This window comes from Flavobacterium cupriresistens (genome assembly GCF_020911925.1).
GTDB lineage: Bacteria > Bacteroidota > Bacteroidia > Flavobacteriales > Flavobacteriaceae > Flavobacterium > Flavobacterium cupriresistens.
In genome coordinates this window covers 2,929,528-2,945,969 of record NZ_CP087134.1, presented here as the reverse complement: position 1 = coordinate 2,945,969, position 16,442 = coordinate 2,929,528, and the positions used below count along the sequence as shown (strand labels likewise).

Below are 16,442 nucleotides of genomic sequence, written 5' to 3'. Positions count from 1 at the left end.
TTTAATTAAAATTTGATTGTTAAGGAAGATCCAAAGCTTCTCATCATTGGGGCATTGAAATAATCTAATCCACCGGTTTCTATAGAATTAAACATGGCATTGTTACTAAAAGCAGACTTGCTTTTGGAGATAATGAAAACATTATTCATAAAAAAGGAAATAGAAAAACTGAATTTATTATCAAAATAATCGAAACCTTTTGTGTAAGACAGATTAACCGAACTCAATCTTACGTACGTAGCGTCTTCTATCGCCTCTTCTGCGACTCCTTCTACACCATATCTTGACCAGCGATTTTGTTCTACCGGAAGATTGACATCATAAAACGAAACTGGCTGAGTGTTTTTTAAACCGGATTGTGTGACACCGTCAAAAACATAATTGGTAACATTTCTTTGGTTTCCGGTCCATTCCGATTTTCCGTAATAATTTAAAGTTTGCTGTGTACCGTTCCATATTTTACCTCCCTGACTCCAATCAAAGGAAAAATTGAGCGTTAAATCTTTGTAACGGATTGTATTAGACAAACCAACAACAAAATCCGGATTCGCATTCCCTAAAACTTTTGGTTGTGCGTCTTCAATAGGAAAACCATTTTCATCGACAATAACAGTATGATTTGCGTCTCTTAAATAACCATTACCAACAATAACACCAAGTGGTTGCCCTACTATATAATTTTTGTTTACATCGGCAAAACCGGCAAAAGGAAGACGGGTTTGATTGCTGTTAAAGCTTGTTACTTCATTTCTGAAATGTGTAAAATTCAAGTTAAAACCATAACTCAATTGACGTGAAAAATAAATTATCTTATCTAATTCCGCTTCAATCCCCTTTTGTTTATAATTGACCTCAGGTGACCAATTGACCGTATTCGAATTAAAAACCGGAACATATAAATTATGCACATTTTTGTTGTAATAATTCACCTTAAAACTCCAGCGGTAGTTTATGTTATAAAGCAACCCAAAACTGGCAGTTGTTTCTTCTGTAGCAATGGCATTTTTTGGAGTCATCAGCTCTAAGTTATTCTGAAGCTGCTTAAACTGGGCGACCTGGTATCGCAAAGAATTAAAACTCAAATTATTATTCTGCAGAGAAGGTTCCGTCTCATTTGAGGTGTAGCTGATACTAAATGCCATTTTTTTATTAAACAGGTTTTTTATTTCTGCAGAAACAAGTGAATTTAACATTAATCTATTCTTGACTGTTGAAGAATAATTTAAGTTCGAACTTGCTTTTAAGACAAGTTCTTCATAGTTGCCTAAAATATCTTTAAAAGAATAGGAACCATTTAGATTGTAAAAAACTTCAACTCTCTTCTGTCTACTATCAAGTTTATTCTGAGGCAAATTATTGGCAGGAGCATCAATTGGAGTCACAAATCCGCTAAAATAATTTCTTTCCAGACCCCGCTCCAGAAATCTGAACTCCATTTTTGATTCGACAAATGCATCACTATTAAAATCACGTCTGAGAAAATCCGAAACAGAAAAATTCTTGAATTTTTCGAATCTTTTATTGACATTTGGAGCCGTAATCCTCGCAAAATTAAAATTCTGACCGCTACTGTTTGTAATTTCAGAAGATTGAAAATTGGCATTTAAAGTATTTTCATAAGCCCCCTTACTGTATTTATGATTAAAAACAAAAGAAACTGTTTTACTTTTGTTTTTATCTAAATTATTCTGAATCAAATAATAGGGGTTATTTTCAAAAGCAGAATAACTTCGTTGTAAACCGCTTGACAGTGTTGAAGCTGTTTTATTATCAAAATGAATTGGTGTAACAGCGTTACCAAAAATGATTTTATTTACTCCAAAATTGGAATTGGAAAGATTGTTTTCAAAATCATTGTATGACAGAAGTGTTTCAATTGTGCTGAAATTCGACACTCTTCTAAAATACTTTAACGTTGTTGTACTTTCATTATTTCTACTTGTTGGAATCGAGATGGTACCTGTTTTATAGAAAAAATTTATTTTAAGAAAATTTCCTTTGGGGCTTTCAATTTGAGTGGCCAACGAAAATTTATTATCCACCCCGTTTTGGAAAAAATCATTCGCATTGTGCAATTGTAATGTATTACTATTCCCTGAAGACTTGTTTACAATATCCCCTTGCGGATAATACTCTGAAGGGGTTGTCGAATATGCTAAAGAATTGACATTTGGTCCCCAGCTAAAAATTTCCTTAGTCGCAGGAGATTGATACACTGCTTCTCCGTTTAAGCTCCTTCCTTGTGCATATGTATTTTGATATTTTGAGAGTCGGATTGGTGTCGAAGAAATATATTCCTGATTTAATTCAAAAGATATTTTATGATATTGGTTTCTTTTTTTAACGCTATAGATACCATACTTATTTCGATCAATTTTGAGTATATTTTGATCTTCGAAAACTTCACTAAGATTAAGCTCATGGCTTCCGGATGACTGCGCAATTTTAACTGTATCTGTCGTTTTTCTTACTTTTTCTATATAATCACTACTTAGAATCTGATCACCTGAATTGCTCTTTTTTTTAAAACTTGCATGCGTAATTTTAAAAGACTTTGTTTTCATTCCAATATAAGAGATCTGCAAAATATCCCCAACCTTAGCCTCAATTTGGTAATTCCCATCAAAATCACTGGTAGTACAGGTTTTTGTATTTCGAATGCATATACTGGCTCCCGGTAATGCAAGACCTCCCTCACTTACATTTCCCTTATAAACTGATTGTGAAAATCCAACTGTTGAGACAAAAAGCAAAAGTAATAGTTCTTTCATATTCATGTTTTTATATATAGAGTATCTATTTTGGCAAAAGGTTGGAAAGAACTTAAAATTTTATAAGAATAGCATTAATATTTTATTTTGTTATTAATTATATTTTTCTACTTTCACACTGTAACAAAATTTGTTGTAACACTACTAATACAATATGAGCGAAAATCTAGAACAGTCATTTGTTGTGCAATTGCAGGCAAATCAGAATATAATCCACAAGATTTGTAGATTATATACTGCTGGCGAAGACGCTCATAAAGACTTGTTTCAGGAAATTACTATTCAATTATGGAAAGCTTATCCTAAATTTAGAGGCGACAGTAAATTTTCGACCTGGACGTATCGCGTTGCTTTAAATACCGCCATTACCTTATATCGAAAAACCAAAAGAACCATATCTACTGTAGATTATGAAAGTCATCAGCATTTTGTAAAAGACGTTGATTACAACTATGAAGAGGAGGAACAAATTAAACTGATGTACAAAGCCGTTTATCAGCTTAATGACATCGAAAAAGCATTAGTTTTTATGTATTTAGAAGACAAAGATTATCAAGAAATAGCAGAGACCTTAGGAATCAGCGAAGTGAATGCACGTGTGAAAATGAACAGAATAAAAGGGAAACTTAAAAAAATATTAAATCCTTAAAAATTATTATGAAAGAACTGGATTTATTAAAAAAAGACTGGAAAAAGAATGCCGATTCTTTTGAGCAAATTTCAGAAAATGAAATCTACAAAATGATACACAAAAAATCTTCTTCGATCGTGAAGTGGATTTTGATTATCAGTATTTTGGAAATTTTATTCTGGACCGTTTCAAATTTATTTTTCAGTACTGATGAAATGTTAATTAAGATAAAACATCCTGAAATGATTTTTTATCTTGCTGTTTTAACCTACTTCAACTATGTAGTTGTGCTTATTTTTGTCTATTTTTTCTATAAAAATTACAAAACAATATCGACTACAGGGTCTACTAAACTATTAATGAGCAGTATTTTGAAAACCCGAAGAACAGTTCAATATTATGTGTGGTATAATTTGGGAATGGCCGTAATCAGTTCGATAATAAGTTTCTTTATCGCCTTTGTATACAATCCGGATATGAGCTTTTTAAGAGATAAATTAGCGACAAACGGTAAAGCAATGTTTGTTACGGGTGGGATTTTACTTTTGGTTACATTAGCTTTCTTAGGGATATTCTGGTGCTTTTACAGATTATTGTACGGTACACTTTTACGCAGATTATACGCTAACTATAAGGAGTTGAAGAAGATTGATCTGTAGTTTTAAAAAAGGTTCTGAGGTGCTGAGTTGCTAAGGTTCTGAGTTTTTTTCTTAGGCGCAATTCAGAGTTGCAGAGGTTTCTTTGAGTTACTATGTCTATTGTGGTGCTAAATCTAAACAATAGACCAACAAACTTTAGAATACCTACTCTGCTGTCCGCAAACCAAAAAAAACTTAAAAATTTTCAATCTAAAATCTACACTCCAAAATCTAAAATCAGAAATCTACACTCTAAAATCAGAAATCTAAAATTCTAATACCCCCATCTTCTCATTTGGTTCAGTTCTTCCTGCACTTTTAATTCTTCTGCGGGAATTACTTTTAAGAATGACGGGTGTTGTTCGATTGCGTATTCTACCTTTTCTACGATTTCGTCGATCGTATCGTTTTCGTAATCAATATCAAGAGGTTCTTTGATTATAAAGGACTGTAGAATCCCTTTCTTTTTCATTCGCAATCCTTTTTTATCAAATGAACGACGAAAACCGTCAATGACAATTGGAATTACAACTGGTTTATGCTGTTTTATAATATGAGCCGTTCCTTTTCGAACGGGTTTAAACGATTTTGTAGTTCCTTGCGGGAATGTGATTACCCAGCCATCTTCCAGCGCTATTCTAATATTTTCGGTATCGTTAGGATTTACATCTCTTTTTTCGGTAACATCAACCCCTTTTGCACGCCAGGTTCTTTCTACTGTAATTGCACCAACGTAAGCCAAAATTCTTGGCAACAGGCCAGCTTGCATCGTTTCTTTGGCAGCAACATAATACAGATTCATTTTAGGTTGCCACAAATAACCAATATTCTTGATCGTATCCTGACGACCAGATAAACTTGCATTAAAAACATGAAACATGGCTACAACGTCAGCAAAATAAGTTTGGTGATTGGATATAAACAAAACATTAGTATCCGGCAAGTTTTTTATGATTTCAGATCCTTCAATCTGTAATTCATTAAAACCTCTATATCTTCGGTGCGTCATGGCACCCAAAACACGGATTAACCATTTCTTGATGAATAATATATGTCCGAAAGGATTTCGTTTAAACAATCCCATAGCTGTGTATTGTATTTTTTAGTTAAGTTCGCAAACATACAAAAATTATTCTTTTACCTATAGTATTAAGCAATTTCTAAGACAAATGCTTATCGTAATGAATATCAAATTGTTAATTTATTGTTTTTACGAATTTTCTGCAAAAGTCAATTTTAGCACATCTCTTAATTCACTTAATATCATCGCTGTTGCTCCCCAAACGATATGATTTTGAATATTAAATGCCGGAACCAGAATATTTGATCCGTAAGAAGTTGACAATGTGGCCTCGATTATAATTTCGTCATTCAAAAAAACAGAAAGAGGTAATTCTATAATGTCCGCAACTTCTCTGACATCCGGATAAAAAGAAAGTTCTTCTGAAGAAACTCCCAAAAAAGGATGCACCATAAAATTACTCGGCGGTATAAACATCGGCGTAAATTCCTTAATTACCTTTATTTTCTCCGGTAAAATCCCTACTTCTTCATGTGTCTCTCTTAAAGCCGTTGCTGCAAATCCGGCATCAGTCGTTTCGTATTTTCCACCCGGAAAAGCAATTTGCGAAGAATGAACTCCGTTGTAGGCATTTCGGACTATTAAAACCAAATGTGTTTTTCCCTTTTTAGGATAAAACAACATCATAACAGCTGCTATTCTGGGATTTATCGCTTCTGCATTTAAGTTCTTTAATGCCTCTGCCCGCTCTTTTGGAGCCATTTTCAAATGAGCTAGTATAGCCGGCAACTCTACCGGAATTATATTAGGAACATAATGCAAGAAATCTTTAAAATCCATATTATAGCGTTGCGAATACTTTTAAATAATATCTAAAGATAGTTTAGAATTCATCGCCCCACAAATTTTAATGCAAACTACTTCTGAAAATCTTAATGCGTAAATAAAAAGTGTACTTTTATAAAAGGCAATTTTTTAAACGAATAATAAAGTCACAAAAAACTAATTTATGATTAAGAAAACCTTACTCCTCTTTTCTTTTCTGTTTATTTTACTTATTTCCGGCCAAAGGATTAACGCTCAAAATCAAATCGTTAAAGACACTTTGGTTTCAAAAAACAGGCTTACCTCAAAAGGCAATATGTACAGTGGGCTAACTTTTAATTTCTCAACAAAAGATACCGATGTCAAGCAAGGCTTGCTTGTAGACGTTAGTGATCAATCACGAAATCAGTTTAAAATGAGCGTTGATGCGGGTTATTTTATCAAAGATAATTTTGCTTTGGGAGCCTTAATTAGTTTCGAAAATGATCGTCATAATCAAACCGAAACGGATCAACAAGGCACAAAAACGGCAGTGCAATATGCCAAGGATTCTTATGGAATTTATGGCGGAATGAAAAATTTCATTCCACTTGATTCAAAAAGACGCTTTTATTTGTACAATTTGGTTCTTTTGGGAACCAGTTTTAAACATATAATTGAAGAACGAACTACAAACGATTTGCTAAAAAGAAGTTATACCAAAGATGTCGCTCTTGAATTGCAGATTAATCCGGGGATTATGGTCAATGTTGTAAAGGGGTTTTCTATTGAAGTAGGGGCTCAAATTGCCGGTTTTAGCTCAACTTGGTCAAAGACTACACTCAATAATGAAGTTACGGAGAAATCACATGCAACCGATGCCGATTTCAGTATCAATTTATTACGGTTGAATATTGGTTTTTATTATTATTTCCCCATTAAAAAACACTCAAAATGAAAAATATAATCTTTAAAATTTTCAGCTTTTGTTTGTTTCTGCTTACCGCCGCTTGTGTAAACGATACTTATTTTGGTAAATCCGACAAAAACGCTATTCGCTATTTTACAGTCGCAGGACAGTCGGGTTTTTCTACTATCAACATCGCAACAAAAACGATTCAGATTACGGTGAATTCTGAAGCTGATATCACAAAACTGGCAATTGATTCACTTGCTTTATCAACTTTTGCTACAATTTCACCAGTTAAAGAAACGATACGAGATTTTACAACTCCTCAGACTTATATAGTAACCGCCGAAAATGGAGATCAGGCAGCTTATCTTGTTACTGTTACACAAGAAGGTGCTAACCCGCAATTAGACAACAGCACTTTTGATGCCTGGTATCAACCTTCGGGAAAATCATACAAACAACCCGGAACCAATGATAATACCATTTGGGCAACCGCCAATGACGGAACCACCACTACCAGCAGCGCCAATGTAACCACTTATCCTTATCTGAATACGGGCACTGATTATGTAGCTCAAATTATTACCAAAGATTTGGGCAGTGTCTCCGGAATTGTGGGACAACGTATGGGATCTGGTACTTTATTTACCGGAAAATTTGTTTTGAATGTTGCAAATCCGCCTGCTTCGGCACAATTTGGAATTCCGTTTACCGCCAAACCCAAAAGTTTCTCTGCCGAAATTAAGTACACGGCCGGAACACCTTATCAGGATGGCAAAGGCAATGTTTTAGACAAAACCGACCAAGCAGATATTTATGTTATTCTTGAAAACAGAGAGGATCCTAATGCGATCAAACGTATTGCAACAGGTTGGCACAGAACCGGAACAACAACAGGTGTGAATCTTCAAAATATTAATGTAGCTTTGACCTACGGAACGTTAAACGCAACATTCCCTGATTATCAGAAGCCTGGCAACGGAATTTATGGAAATTCTAATGACAAACCAACACACATCATCGTTGTTTTTGCCTCCAGTGCCGACGGAATCTTGTATGAGGGAGGTGTAAACAGTACGTTATTCGTAAATAATTTTGAACTTAAATATTAAAATAGTTCCGACTATACCAATTTTTAAAAATGTACAGTAAAGAAGAATCACAGCGAATAAAAAGAGAATTTTGGGTGGCTTTCGCCGAAAAATACCCGCGTAAATGGGTACTTTATGATACTAAAATTAAAGACTTCTCTTTTAAGTTTTATGTAGACAATAAAAAAGCACAGGTTTTAATTGATATCGAGCAACGAAACGATGAAAAGCGAATTGCTTATTTTGAAAAACTGGAAGCCCTAAAAAATATTCTGGAAGAAGAATTCATCAAAGATTTGGTTTTCGAAAAGGAATATACCCTTGAAAGCGGCAAAACCATAAGCCGAATCTGGGTAGAAATAACAGGCGTTGGTTTTAGTAATCGTACTAATTGGGATGCTATTTTTGATTTTTTCAACGAAAAAATGCACGCTCTTGAAATGTTCTATCTTGAATATGATGAATTTATTAAGGATATTGAGTAGGTTTTTTTTTAAGATTCTAAGGCTCTGAGTTTATAAGTCGCTAAGTTTTTTAGCCTTTTTAGATGCAAAGTTGCAAAGGTTTAAAAAAATAAACCCGATAGGTTTTAGAAACCTGTTGGGTTTATTTTTTTGTCTTATACCGTAACAATATTATAAACTATAATCTGATTATCGTAATTAATGTAAAGCTGTTTTCGATAATCTTGTTTTTTTCGCGTAATTATGGAGAGCTTACAGTCGTTTCCGTTATTATCTTTGCATAAAAATGAATACACTATGTCGGTGTCGTTTTCTTCGCGTTCGATATAATTGGTGATCGTGTACAACTGAATTTCCTGAGAATACACCACGATTCGGTGTTTATCAGTATCCAGAATTACAGAAAGATTGACCAGATCAAGCGTGGACCACTCTCCCCATTTTCCTCTTTCATTTTTTTCTAACACACTAAATCCGGATGTTTTAAAACGATAAGACTGACTATAGGACTGCTGCAAACCAAGTCCAAGGAAAAGGAATAATATGTAGGTACGTAAAGTATTCATGATGTAATTTAGGGCTATTAAAACTCAAATTTAGCTTTTTCCTTGCTTGCAATTTCAAAATCGGCCATCATTTGTTGAATAATTTTTTCTACAGGCAAAATTTCATGAATAATTCCGGCAATTTGACCTATTTCAAGTTCTCCTTCTTCTAAATCTCCCTCAAACATTCCTTTTTTAGCTCGTGCTCTGCCTAAAAGCTGTACCAATTCTTCTTTTGACGGACATCTTTCATATAAGTCCTGAACATCCTGGTAGAATTTATTTTTAATCAATCGTACCGGTGCCAATTCTTTTAATGTTAGTTGGGTATCCCCTTCTTTCACATTCAAAATAGTCTGTTTGAAATTATCATGAGAAGAAGATTCTACAGAAGCTGCAAAACGGCTTCCAACCTGAACACCATCGGCACCTAAAACCATAGCGGCCAGCATTCCTCTTCCGGTTGCAATACCTCCGGCAGCGATAAGCGGAATCTGAACTTTTTCTTTCACCATAGGAATCAACGTCAGCGTTGTGGTTTCATCTCTCCCGTTGTGTCCACCGGCTTCAAAACCTTCCGCCACAATAGCATCTACACCTGCTTGTTCCGCTTTTAAGGCAAAAACACTACTACTGACCACATGCACTACTGTAATACCTTTTTCTTTCAAAAAAGAAGTCCATGTTTTAGGATTTCCTGCTGAAGTAAAAACGATCTTCACGCCTTCTTCTACAACAATATTCATAATTTCTTCAATGTTGGGATACAACATTGGTATATTGACTCCAAAAGGTTTGTCCGTAGCTTTTTTACATTTCTGAATGTGTTCGCGTAATACTTCCGGATACATAGAGCCGGCACCAATAAGTCCTAAACCTCCCGCATTACTAACTGCACTTGCTAATTTATATCCGCTGTTCCAAATCATTCCTCCTTGAATTATTGGATATTTTATTTTAAAAAGTTGTGTGATTTTATTCATTCAAAAATGCTGTTATTGTTTGATAATCTTTCCTGTTTTATGTAAACCTTCGGCATCAAAAGTATAAAAATAGAGACCGCTTTTTAAGGTTTGTAAAGAAAGAGTTGAATTTTCATTTGTAATTTGTTTCTCCAAAACTTTTTGTCCCAAAACAGAATAAATCGTTATGGAAGCTGTGTTTTGATCTGAAAGGGCAAACGTAACTGTGGTCTGAGTCGGATTTGGATATACCGAAAAAGAAGAGATCTGAAAATCATCAACTCCTAAAGTCGACCCGAAATTAGGGATTCCGTAACCATAATCATTATTTGGAACGGTATATCGATCTGAAGATTTCAGAATCATTTGTCTAATTTCCTGATTCGTTTTGGAAGAGAAAGCCTGCCACAAACAAGCAACCATCCCCGCCATAATAGGACACGAAAATGAAGTCCCATCAATCGTAGTAATAGTACCGGCAGGGCTTGAAACAACTGCTGAGCTTCCTTGTGCCATAACTTCCGGCTTAATTCGACTATCAAAACTTGGCCCTATTGAACTAAAACTTGATTTAACCTTTGAAGCGGTAACGGAACCCACTGCTATAACGGAAACAGCATCTGCCGGCCCACCAATATGTCGTTCTGTTGTATTTCCTTCATTTCCTGCTGAAGCAAGCACCACAATACCTTTGCTAAACGCCATTTCGGCACCACGGGAAATAAAATTGGTCGTTCCATTCATATCACTATAGGTATGACTGTAATTCGCATTATCAAAACCAAAATATCCCAATGAAGTCGTAATGATATCAACTCCAAACTCATCTGCTTTTTCTGCCGCTTCAACCCAAAGTGATTCTTCCACCGGATTTTCTGTAGCATCAATTTCTGTAATGAACAAATAATAAGAAGCATCCGGAGCTGTTCCTACTAAAGAATTCTCTTTGTAACCACCCATTGTTGAAAGCACCATCGTACCATGCTCGTCTCCGGCATAAAAATTGGCGTTACGGGTTGTAAAATCATAACCGCCTAAAATTTGGTTATTATTTATCAGTCTTTGAAAAGGTTGTGCCACGTCTACTCCCGGAAAACCGGCATCTAAAACAGCAATTATTTTTCCCGATCCGGTATAGTTCTGCTGGTGCAAAACCTGACCATTCAACATCTGAATTTGATTTGCGGAAGCTCCGTAAGCATAGTTAACGGTAGCTTTAAACTTATCCTTTGTTTTCGCTATTTTATTCTGCCTATCTTTTTTTGAAGTCGTATTTAAAATCTTATTGGCAAAAACCACTTTATCAACGAAAGTAAAGTTTTTCAAAGCATTAATATCGGCCTGACTCCCCCTGATATGAAGTGCGTTTAACCACTTGGATTGTGCCATTACCGTAATTCCGGTGCTTTGTTTTACCTGAGTAACAAAGGTAGTTTCTACAGGAACGTCAGTACTGCTTAAGGCAATATTCTGATTGGTTCGTCGATCTAATGCTCGTTGTGAAAGCATTTGCAGTGGGTTATCCAGATAGAACTGTGCATTGGGCTTTGCATTAAAATACACCCACGCATCTTCTTGCGCAAACAAGGCAGAAGAAAATAACAATAGAAAAAATAGGTAGTTGTTTTTCATAGTATACTTTTTTAAAGGCAAAACCTTCTTAAAAAGTATAAAGCTAAGAAATTACTCCCGAACCAACTAATTCATTCTCAAAATACCAAGCTGTAAATTGACCTTCTGTTATAGCAGATTGAGGTTCATCAAAAGAAACATACATCCCCTCTTCAAACTGGTGTAAAGTCGCTTTTTGCAAAGGCTGACGGTAACGAATTCTAGCCATCACTTCCATCGTTTCTCCAACTTTTAAAGCCAGATCAGTACGAATCCAGTGTACCTCAGACTTTTCTATAAACAAAGCTTTCTTAAACAATCCCGGATGTTGACTTGTTAATCCTGTATAAATAGTATTGGTTTCAACATTGGTAGCAATAATAAATAACGGATCAGTTGTTCCGCCTACATTAAGGCCTTTTCTTTGTCCGATTGTAAAATAATGTGCGCCTTGATGTTTACCCACTACTTTCCCCATTATAGGAAGGTAATTTCGTTTCTGAGACTCTAATTTTAATTCTTCTTCTATAGATAAACCAGTTGGTTTTTCGATTGTATAAATCGGATCATTTTTATCAATCTGTACAATTTTACCCTCTTTTGGTTGTAGTTTTTGTTGTAAAAACTCCGGTAAACGAACTTTTCCGATAAAACATAATCCTTGGGAATCTTTTTTCTCTGCTGTTATCAAATCCATTTCGGCAGCAATTTCGCGAACCTCCGGTTTGGTTAAAGCGCCAATTGGAAACAATGATTTAGCTAATTGCTCTTGTGACAACTGGCATAAAAAGTAAGATTGGTCTTTGTTCGTATCTGCACCTGCTATTAATTGATAAACCGGCTTTCCATCTACTTCAATTTCGCTTTTTTGACAGTAATGTCCTGTGGCCACATAATCGGCCCCAAGACTTAAAGCAATTTTCATAAAAACATCAAATTTGATCTCACGGTTACAAAGTACATCCGGATTTGGAGTTCTTCCTTTTTCATATTCGTTGAACATATAGTCAACGATTTTTTCTTTGTACTCTTCGCTCAAATCAACAGTTTGAAACGGTATTCCAAGTTTTTCGGCTACCAATAAAGCATCATTACTATCTTCTAACCAAGGACATTCGTTAGAAATAGTAACCGAATCATCGTGCCAGTTTTTCATAAAAAGGCCAATAACTTCGTACCCTTGTTTTTGCAACAAATAAGCAGCAACACTAGAATCAACACCACCGGAAAGTCCAACAACTACACGTTTCATTTTAACTCGTTTATATTTTTACAAGGGTGCAAAGGTAAGCCAAATTATAGATAATTGTAATTCTTTTGATTACTTTATATAATGCTGCGGTAGATAAAACTTATTGTATTTTTTGTTTGCCCGCAAAAATCACCAAAGTCAATGCAAGGCACCTATTTTTTTTCTTAAAGAATGTGAAGTTCTTTCTATTTCTTTAGGAATTTCCCTAAGTCGTTTTTTGGATAAAACTTAAATACGCTCACCACTATTCAAACTTTACTACTAAAGATGAAATTATACTTTCTATTTTTCTGTCTAAAAAATTTTGGAATGTATTTTTTTCTGAATCAAAATCATTACACCTGATTTTACCAAACCATTCAGGTCTTACTACAGGCAAAAATCAGGTGTAATGACAGATAAAAAGATATTTTCTAAATACTAGTTTTTCACAAATTTATGAGTGATTAATTTTCCTTCCCTTATTTCACAAATAAAATAAATACCATTAGCTAAATTTTCGACATTTACTATTTTATCTACCTCTGCTACTACTTTAAATGTTTTAATGATTCCTCCCAATGAGTTAATAAGATTTAAATCCGCATCATGATCTGACTTGATCGTTATAATTTTATTACTTGGGTTTGGATGTAACATAAACTTTACAGCTTTATCGAACGATACTGTACTAAGATTGTTAAAGTTTATACAATCGGAAGAAACAGTACAACCATTTAAAGTCATTACAACTTTATAGGAGCCATCTATCTTTGGTTCAAAGAATTGACCTGTTTCTCCATCGATTGATGATATAGGACATTCGTACCATTGGTAAGTCGCACCGGATTGATCCGCAATTAAAACTTCAGTTCCAACCGTTACATTTGAATTTAAAGCCGGAGGTTCTGTTATATTAAAGGTTCTCGTTTTACTTCCCCCTTTATCATCCTTAACTATTAGGCTATAAATACCTGCTTTTAAATCGGATGCGGTGGCAGTTGTTCCTCCGAAAGGCGTCCAAGCATAAGTGTAATTACCGGATCCTCCCACAACGCTTGCACGAACAACTCCGTCAGCTTCCCCATAACAACTTACGTTTGTTTGTACTCCGGAAATAAAGATATCCGAAACAGGGGTGTCCGAGATCGAAATAAACCCTGAAATAGAATACCCCCCAACCGAACCGTATGCAGAATAACCGCCATATAAAATATCGCCAGCTCCAATTCCACTCACGCTGATAAAATATTTACCTGCCGGCAGGTCTATACTCATTGACGCATTGAGCGAATAAGGGTTCGGATTCCAAAATTTTTCTATTTCAGCACCAGTCGAATTATGCAACGTAATTGCAACATGGAGATTCCCTTTACCAGATCCGTTTATTGCATTAGCGTTGATTATTACATTTCCTCCTTTGGTGGTAAATGCAAAGAAATCACGATCACTTTCTTTTTCGATTACGCCCTCTTTTTTAATAATCAATCCTGTATCATCGTGAGTTAAACTAAGTGCTGAAGATACATCATTACCATAATCATCCATTCTGTACCCCACTCCATATTCCCGTCCGGAAATAACATCAACATCACTCTCTTTATTATTTGCGCTATTGTATTCTCCCTTGCTCCATTGCGCAACAGGTCTGTAATAACTAAACCCCATAATTGGTGCCCAGGAAGTATTGTCTAATCCGTAAAAATATTCTTCCGTCGGCAAAGTACGTCCATCATGTTCTAACCCAAAAGTATGCCCTATTTCATGAGAACAGGTATCTCCAGCATCCTTACCATTATTAAGATTAAAACACCAGGCCGGAACATCATTATCCCAGCCAAAGGACCCCATATAAGCTACTCCACCCGCTTTTGGACTTGCAGTTTTTGTTGTGGTCAGCACTATACGCATCCTTTTCGATTTAGGATACTTATTAAAAACGGCTTCATTTGTTGTTATATTCAGATTAAATGGTCTGAAATCTTCTGCAACAATTTCAAAAAGTTCCATTATATAAGCGCTTCTCAATCCAGCCGGAGCTGCATTAATTGCTTTCCCTTCATTCCAATAATTTCCAGCAAGCATATTGTAACCGTCAAAATCCAACAGTACACAACCTTTTCCGCCTGGCAAGCTTTCTAAACTAAATATGTTAGCACTCAACTCTGCAACATTATACTTTGTAGTTGTGGTCTTTTTTTGTGGCAGTTTACTATATTCCACACAAATCAAAGAATTTATGTCTACTTTTGAAACATAAGCATTTCCATGAGTATCAGAAGAATACTTATATGCTTCTTTTGTTTTTCTTAAAATAATATGCCCTTCCAATGACTGCCCAATTACTTTAATATAAAAAGAAGACTCTGAAATATCTTTAATTTCTCCAATCAAAAATTCACTCGAAGGAGTTGATTCCTTGTAATTTATTTTTCCATTAAACTTTTTTGAATCGACAGTCTGAAGTAAAACACTTTTCACGTCCCTTTTTCCCTTTGAAACAATAAACTCCTTCTTTAAGCTATTCATAAAGCTTGTACATGTCCCTAGAGAAGTTTGAGAGATAGCGACATTATTAAAAAAAAACATTACTAATAAAATCAATAAAAAATGGTAGTTTTTCCTCATATATATTCCTTTTTTTTCATACAAAAAGAAGTCTAATAAAACACTTCTTTAATTAAAATGCAAAATTGCGATTAAGCGGCGAATATAGATATTTACTTACCAAAAAAGAACATCACTCCATTTTTTTATTAAAAATTAAAAAAAATACTATCAAAAAAACTCCACATATAAACAACTCAATCTAGACAAAATAGAATATAAAGTAATTTTCATTGAGTCGAGCTATAATCCGAAATCACAGTTACAAATTACCAATCAAAAAAAATCCTTAGCATCTATTTTACTTTAGTCCGAAATAGAAGCCTAAAAATTTTGGCATAAAAAAAGCCTCAAATTTGAACTGCCACCAAAAAGTTCTATTCCATTTTAGGTTTTGAGTCAGACTGGTAATTACTTTTCGGATCACTCATATTTACTTCTTTCGTCAGTTTTCCTTTTAAGTAAAACTTCCACATTCCGGCTTTTTTTCCTTTCAAAAATTTTCCTTCAGAAGCCACCACTCCATCAGAATCATAGAAAACAGCATCTCCGTTATATTCGTCATTCTTGTAGGTACTTTTCTCCAGAATAATTCCGTTCTGCCCGTACTTTTCATAGATCCCTTCTTTCTGACCATTCACATAAGTCATTTTTTCTGCGACTTTAGCATTTGGGTAAAAAACGGTCCTTGCACCTTCCAATTTCCCATTTTTATAATTTTCGGTGGTCATTACTATAGCTGAAGCTTTATGGTAGTACGTCCATTTCCCTTCGTAATTTTTTCCGATCACTTTTCCTTCACTTACTTTATTCTTTTTCTGATCATAAAAGATATTATAAGCACTTCCATCATTGGCACTAAAATCACGTGTTGCAACAACATCTCCTTTTTTGGTGTCATCAAAAAACTTAAATACTCCGGTTTCTTTTCCGTGGCTGAAAGTCCCTTCGTATCTCGGACGTTTGGAAACTTCATAAGTTCCTTTCCACAAACCTTCTTTTTTTCCGTTTGCATCTAACTTATTAAAGTCTGTTTGAGCATTTATTACTATAACATTCAGTAAGGCAAAGCCAAGTAGTATTCTTCTTAAAATCATCTTTTAATTCCTTTTAAACTTTAACGAAATTACACTTTATAAAGTATATCTGTGGT

General features: G+C 34.8%; 14 protein-coding genes. 5 read left to right on the top strand and 9 right to left on the bottom strand.

Annotated features, from left to right (window positions below; all coding sequences use genetic code 11):
* Positions 1-5: 5 nt before the first annotated feature.
* Complete coding sequence (locus tag LNP23_RS12585) at positions 6-2,771, bottom strand: carboxypeptidase-like regulatory domain-containing protein (RefSeq protein WP_230001365.1); 2,766 nt, start codon at positions 2,769-2,771, stop codon at positions 6-8.
* Positions 2,772-2,925: 154 nt separating this feature from the next.
* Here LNP23_RS12585 and LNP23_RS12580 point away from each other — a divergent pair, with 154 nt between their 5' ends.
* On the top strand, positions 2,926-3,420 hold the full coding sequence (locus LNP23_RS12580; RefSeq protein WP_047778797.1) for an RNA polymerase sigma factor: 495 nt from the start codon (positions 2,926-2,928) through the stop codon (positions 3,418-3,420).
* Positions 3,421-3,428: 8 nt separating this feature from the next.
* A complete protein-coding gene (locus tag LNP23_RS12575; protein WP_047778798.1) occupies positions 3,429-4,061 on the top strand; it encodes a hypothetical protein in 633 nt (210 codons plus the stop codon).
* Between the two features lie 253 nt (positions 4,062-4,314).
* Here LNP23_RS12575 and LNP23_RS12570 read toward each other — a convergent pair whose 3' ends face one another.
* Together LNP23_RS12570 and LNP23_RS12565 are read right to left on the bottom strand one after the other, a co-directional pair.
* Positions 4,315-5,124 (bottom strand): lysophospholipid acyltransferase family protein, encoded by an 810-nt coding sequence (locus tag LNP23_RS12570; protein WP_047778799.1) that lies wholly within the window; start codon positions 5,122-5,124, stop codon positions 4,315-4,317.
* A 126-nt stretch (positions 5,125-5,250) separates the two neighbouring features.
* Positions 5,251-5,901, bottom strand: coding sequence for an NUDIX hydrolase (locus LNP23_RS12565; RefSeq protein WP_047778800.1), 651 nt, complete (start codon positions 5,899-5,901; stop codon positions 5,251-5,253).
* 169 nt (positions 5,902-6,070) lie between these two features.
* On the opposite strand from LNP23_RS12565, the gene LNP23_RS12560 reads away from it, so the two are divergent.
* Genes LNP23_RS12560 through LNP23_RS12550 form a run of 3 tightly spaced genes read left to right on the top strand, consistent with a single transcriptional unit; the run spans position 6,071 to position 8,354 of the window.
* Positions 6,071-6,823: a hypothetical protein gene (locus LNP23_RS12560; RefSeq protein WP_230001363.1), complete on the top strand. Its 753-nt coding sequence runs from the start codon at positions 6,071-6,073 to the stop codon at positions 6,821-6,823.
* Positions 6,820-7,890: a PCMD domain-containing protein gene (locus tag LNP23_RS12555; protein WP_230001361.1), complete on the top strand. Its 1,071-nt coding sequence runs from the start codon at positions 6,820-6,822 to the stop codon at positions 7,888-7,890. The genes LNP23_RS12560 and LNP23_RS12555 overlap by 4 nt, the downstream gene beginning before the upstream one ends.
* Before the next feature lie 29 nt (positions 7,891-7,919).
* Positions 7,920-8,354 carry a DUF4268 domain-containing protein gene (locus LNP23_RS12550; RefSeq protein ID WP_230001359.1) on the top strand — a complete coding sequence of 145 codons (435 nt, stop codon included), beginning with the start codon at positions 7,920-7,922 and terminating at the stop codon, positions 8,352-8,354.
* A 134-nt stretch (positions 8,355-8,488) separates the two neighbouring features.
* Here LNP23_RS12550 and LNP23_RS12545 read toward each other — a convergent pair whose 3' ends face one another.
* The 6 genes from LNP23_RS12545 to LNP23_RS12520 all read right to left on the bottom strand — a co-directional run bounded on the left by LNP23_RS12545 (position 8,489) and on the right by LNP23_RS12520 (position 16,386).
* Positions 8,489-8,899, bottom strand: a complete 411-nt coding sequence (locus LNP23_RS12545) for a hypothetical protein (protein WP_047778804.1) — start codon at positions 8,897-8,899, stop codon at positions 8,489-8,491.
* Between the two features lie 17 nt (positions 8,900-8,916).
* The gene (locus LNP23_RS12540; protein WP_230001357.1) at positions 8,917-9,861 is read right to left on the bottom strand and encodes an NAD(P)H-dependent flavin oxidoreductase; all 945 of its coding nucleotides are present in this window, start codon (positions 9,859-9,861) and stop codon (positions 8,917-8,919) included.
* Positions 9,862-9,873: 12 nt separating this feature from the next.
* Positions 9,874-11,472: a S8 family serine peptidase gene (locus LNP23_RS12535; protein WP_230001349.1), complete on the bottom strand. Its 1,599-nt coding sequence runs from the start codon at positions 11,470-11,472 to the stop codon at positions 9,874-9,876.
* A 43-nt stretch (positions 11,473-11,515) separates the two neighbouring features.
* Positions 11,516-12,703, bottom strand: a complete 1,188-nt coding sequence (gene mnmA / locus LNP23_RS12530) for a tRNA 2-thiouridine(34) synthase MnmA (RefSeq protein ID WP_230001347.1) — start codon at positions 12,701-12,703, stop codon at positions 11,516-11,518.
* A 420-nt stretch (positions 12,704-13,123) separates the two neighbouring features.
* Positions 13,124-15,310: a T9SS type A sorting domain-containing protein gene (locus LNP23_RS12525; RefSeq protein WP_230001345.1), complete on the bottom strand. Its 2,187-nt coding sequence runs from the start codon at positions 15,308-15,310 to the stop codon at positions 13,124-13,126.
* A 356-nt stretch (positions 15,311-15,666) separates the two neighbouring features.
* On the bottom strand, positions 15,667-16,386 hold the full coding sequence (locus LNP23_RS12520) for a toxin-antitoxin system YwqK family antitoxin (protein ID WP_230001340.1): 720 nt from the start codon (positions 16,384-16,386) through the stop codon (positions 15,667-15,669).
* Positions 16,387-16,442: the final 56 nt, after the last annotated feature.

Coding starts and splice junctions, on each gene's coding strand:
- LNP23_RS12585 (WP_230001365.1), bottom strand. CDS start 2,771: ATGAAAGAACTATTACTTTTGCTTTTTGTCTCAACAGTTGGATTTTCA.
- LNP23_RS12580 (WP_047778797.1), top strand. CDS start 2,926: ATGAGCGAAAATCTAGAACAGTCATTTGTTGTGCAATTGCAGGCAAAT.
- LNP23_RS12575 (WP_047778798.1), top strand. CDS start 3,429: ATGAAAGAACTGGATTTATTAAAAAAAGACTGGAAAAAGAATGCCGAT.
- LNP23_RS12570 (WP_047778799.1), bottom strand. CDS start 5,124: ATGGGATTGTTTAAACGAAATCCTTTCGGACATATATTATTCATCAAG.
- LNP23_RS12565 (WP_047778800.1), bottom strand. CDS start 5,901: ATGGATTTTAAAGATTTCTTGCATTATGTTCCTAATATAATTCCGGTA.
- LNP23_RS12560 (WP_230001363.1), top strand. CDS start 6,071: ATGATTAAGAAAACCTTACTCCTCTTTTCTTTTCTGTTTATTTTACTT.
- LNP23_RS12555 (WP_230001361.1), top strand. CDS start 6,820: ATGAAAAATATAATCTTTAAAATTTTCAGCTTTTGTTTGTTTCTGCTT.
- LNP23_RS12550 (WP_230001359.1), top strand. CDS start 7,920: ATGTACAGTAAAGAAGAATCACAGCGAATAAAAAGAGAATTTTGGGTG.
- LNP23_RS12545 (WP_047778804.1), bottom strand. CDS start 8,899: ATGAATACTTTACGTACCTACATATTATTCCTTTTCCTTGGACTTGGT.
- LNP23_RS12540 (WP_230001357.1), bottom strand. CDS start 9,861: ATGAATAAAATCACACAACTTTTTAAAATAAAATATCCAATAATTCAA.
- LNP23_RS12535 (WP_230001349.1), bottom strand. CDS start 11,472: ATGAAAAACAACTACCTATTTTTTCTATTGTTATTTTCTTCTGCCTTG.
- mnmA (WP_230001347.1), bottom strand. CDS start 12,703: ATGAAACGTGTAGTTGTTGGACTTTCCGGTGGTGTTGATTCTAGTGTT.
- LNP23_RS12525 (WP_230001345.1), bottom strand. CDS start 15,310: ATGAGGAAAAACTACCATTTTTTATTGATTTTATTAGTAATGTTTTTT.
- LNP23_RS12520 (WP_230001340.1), bottom strand. CDS start 16,386: ATGATTTTAAGAAGAATACTACTTGGCTTTGCCTTACTGAATGTTATA.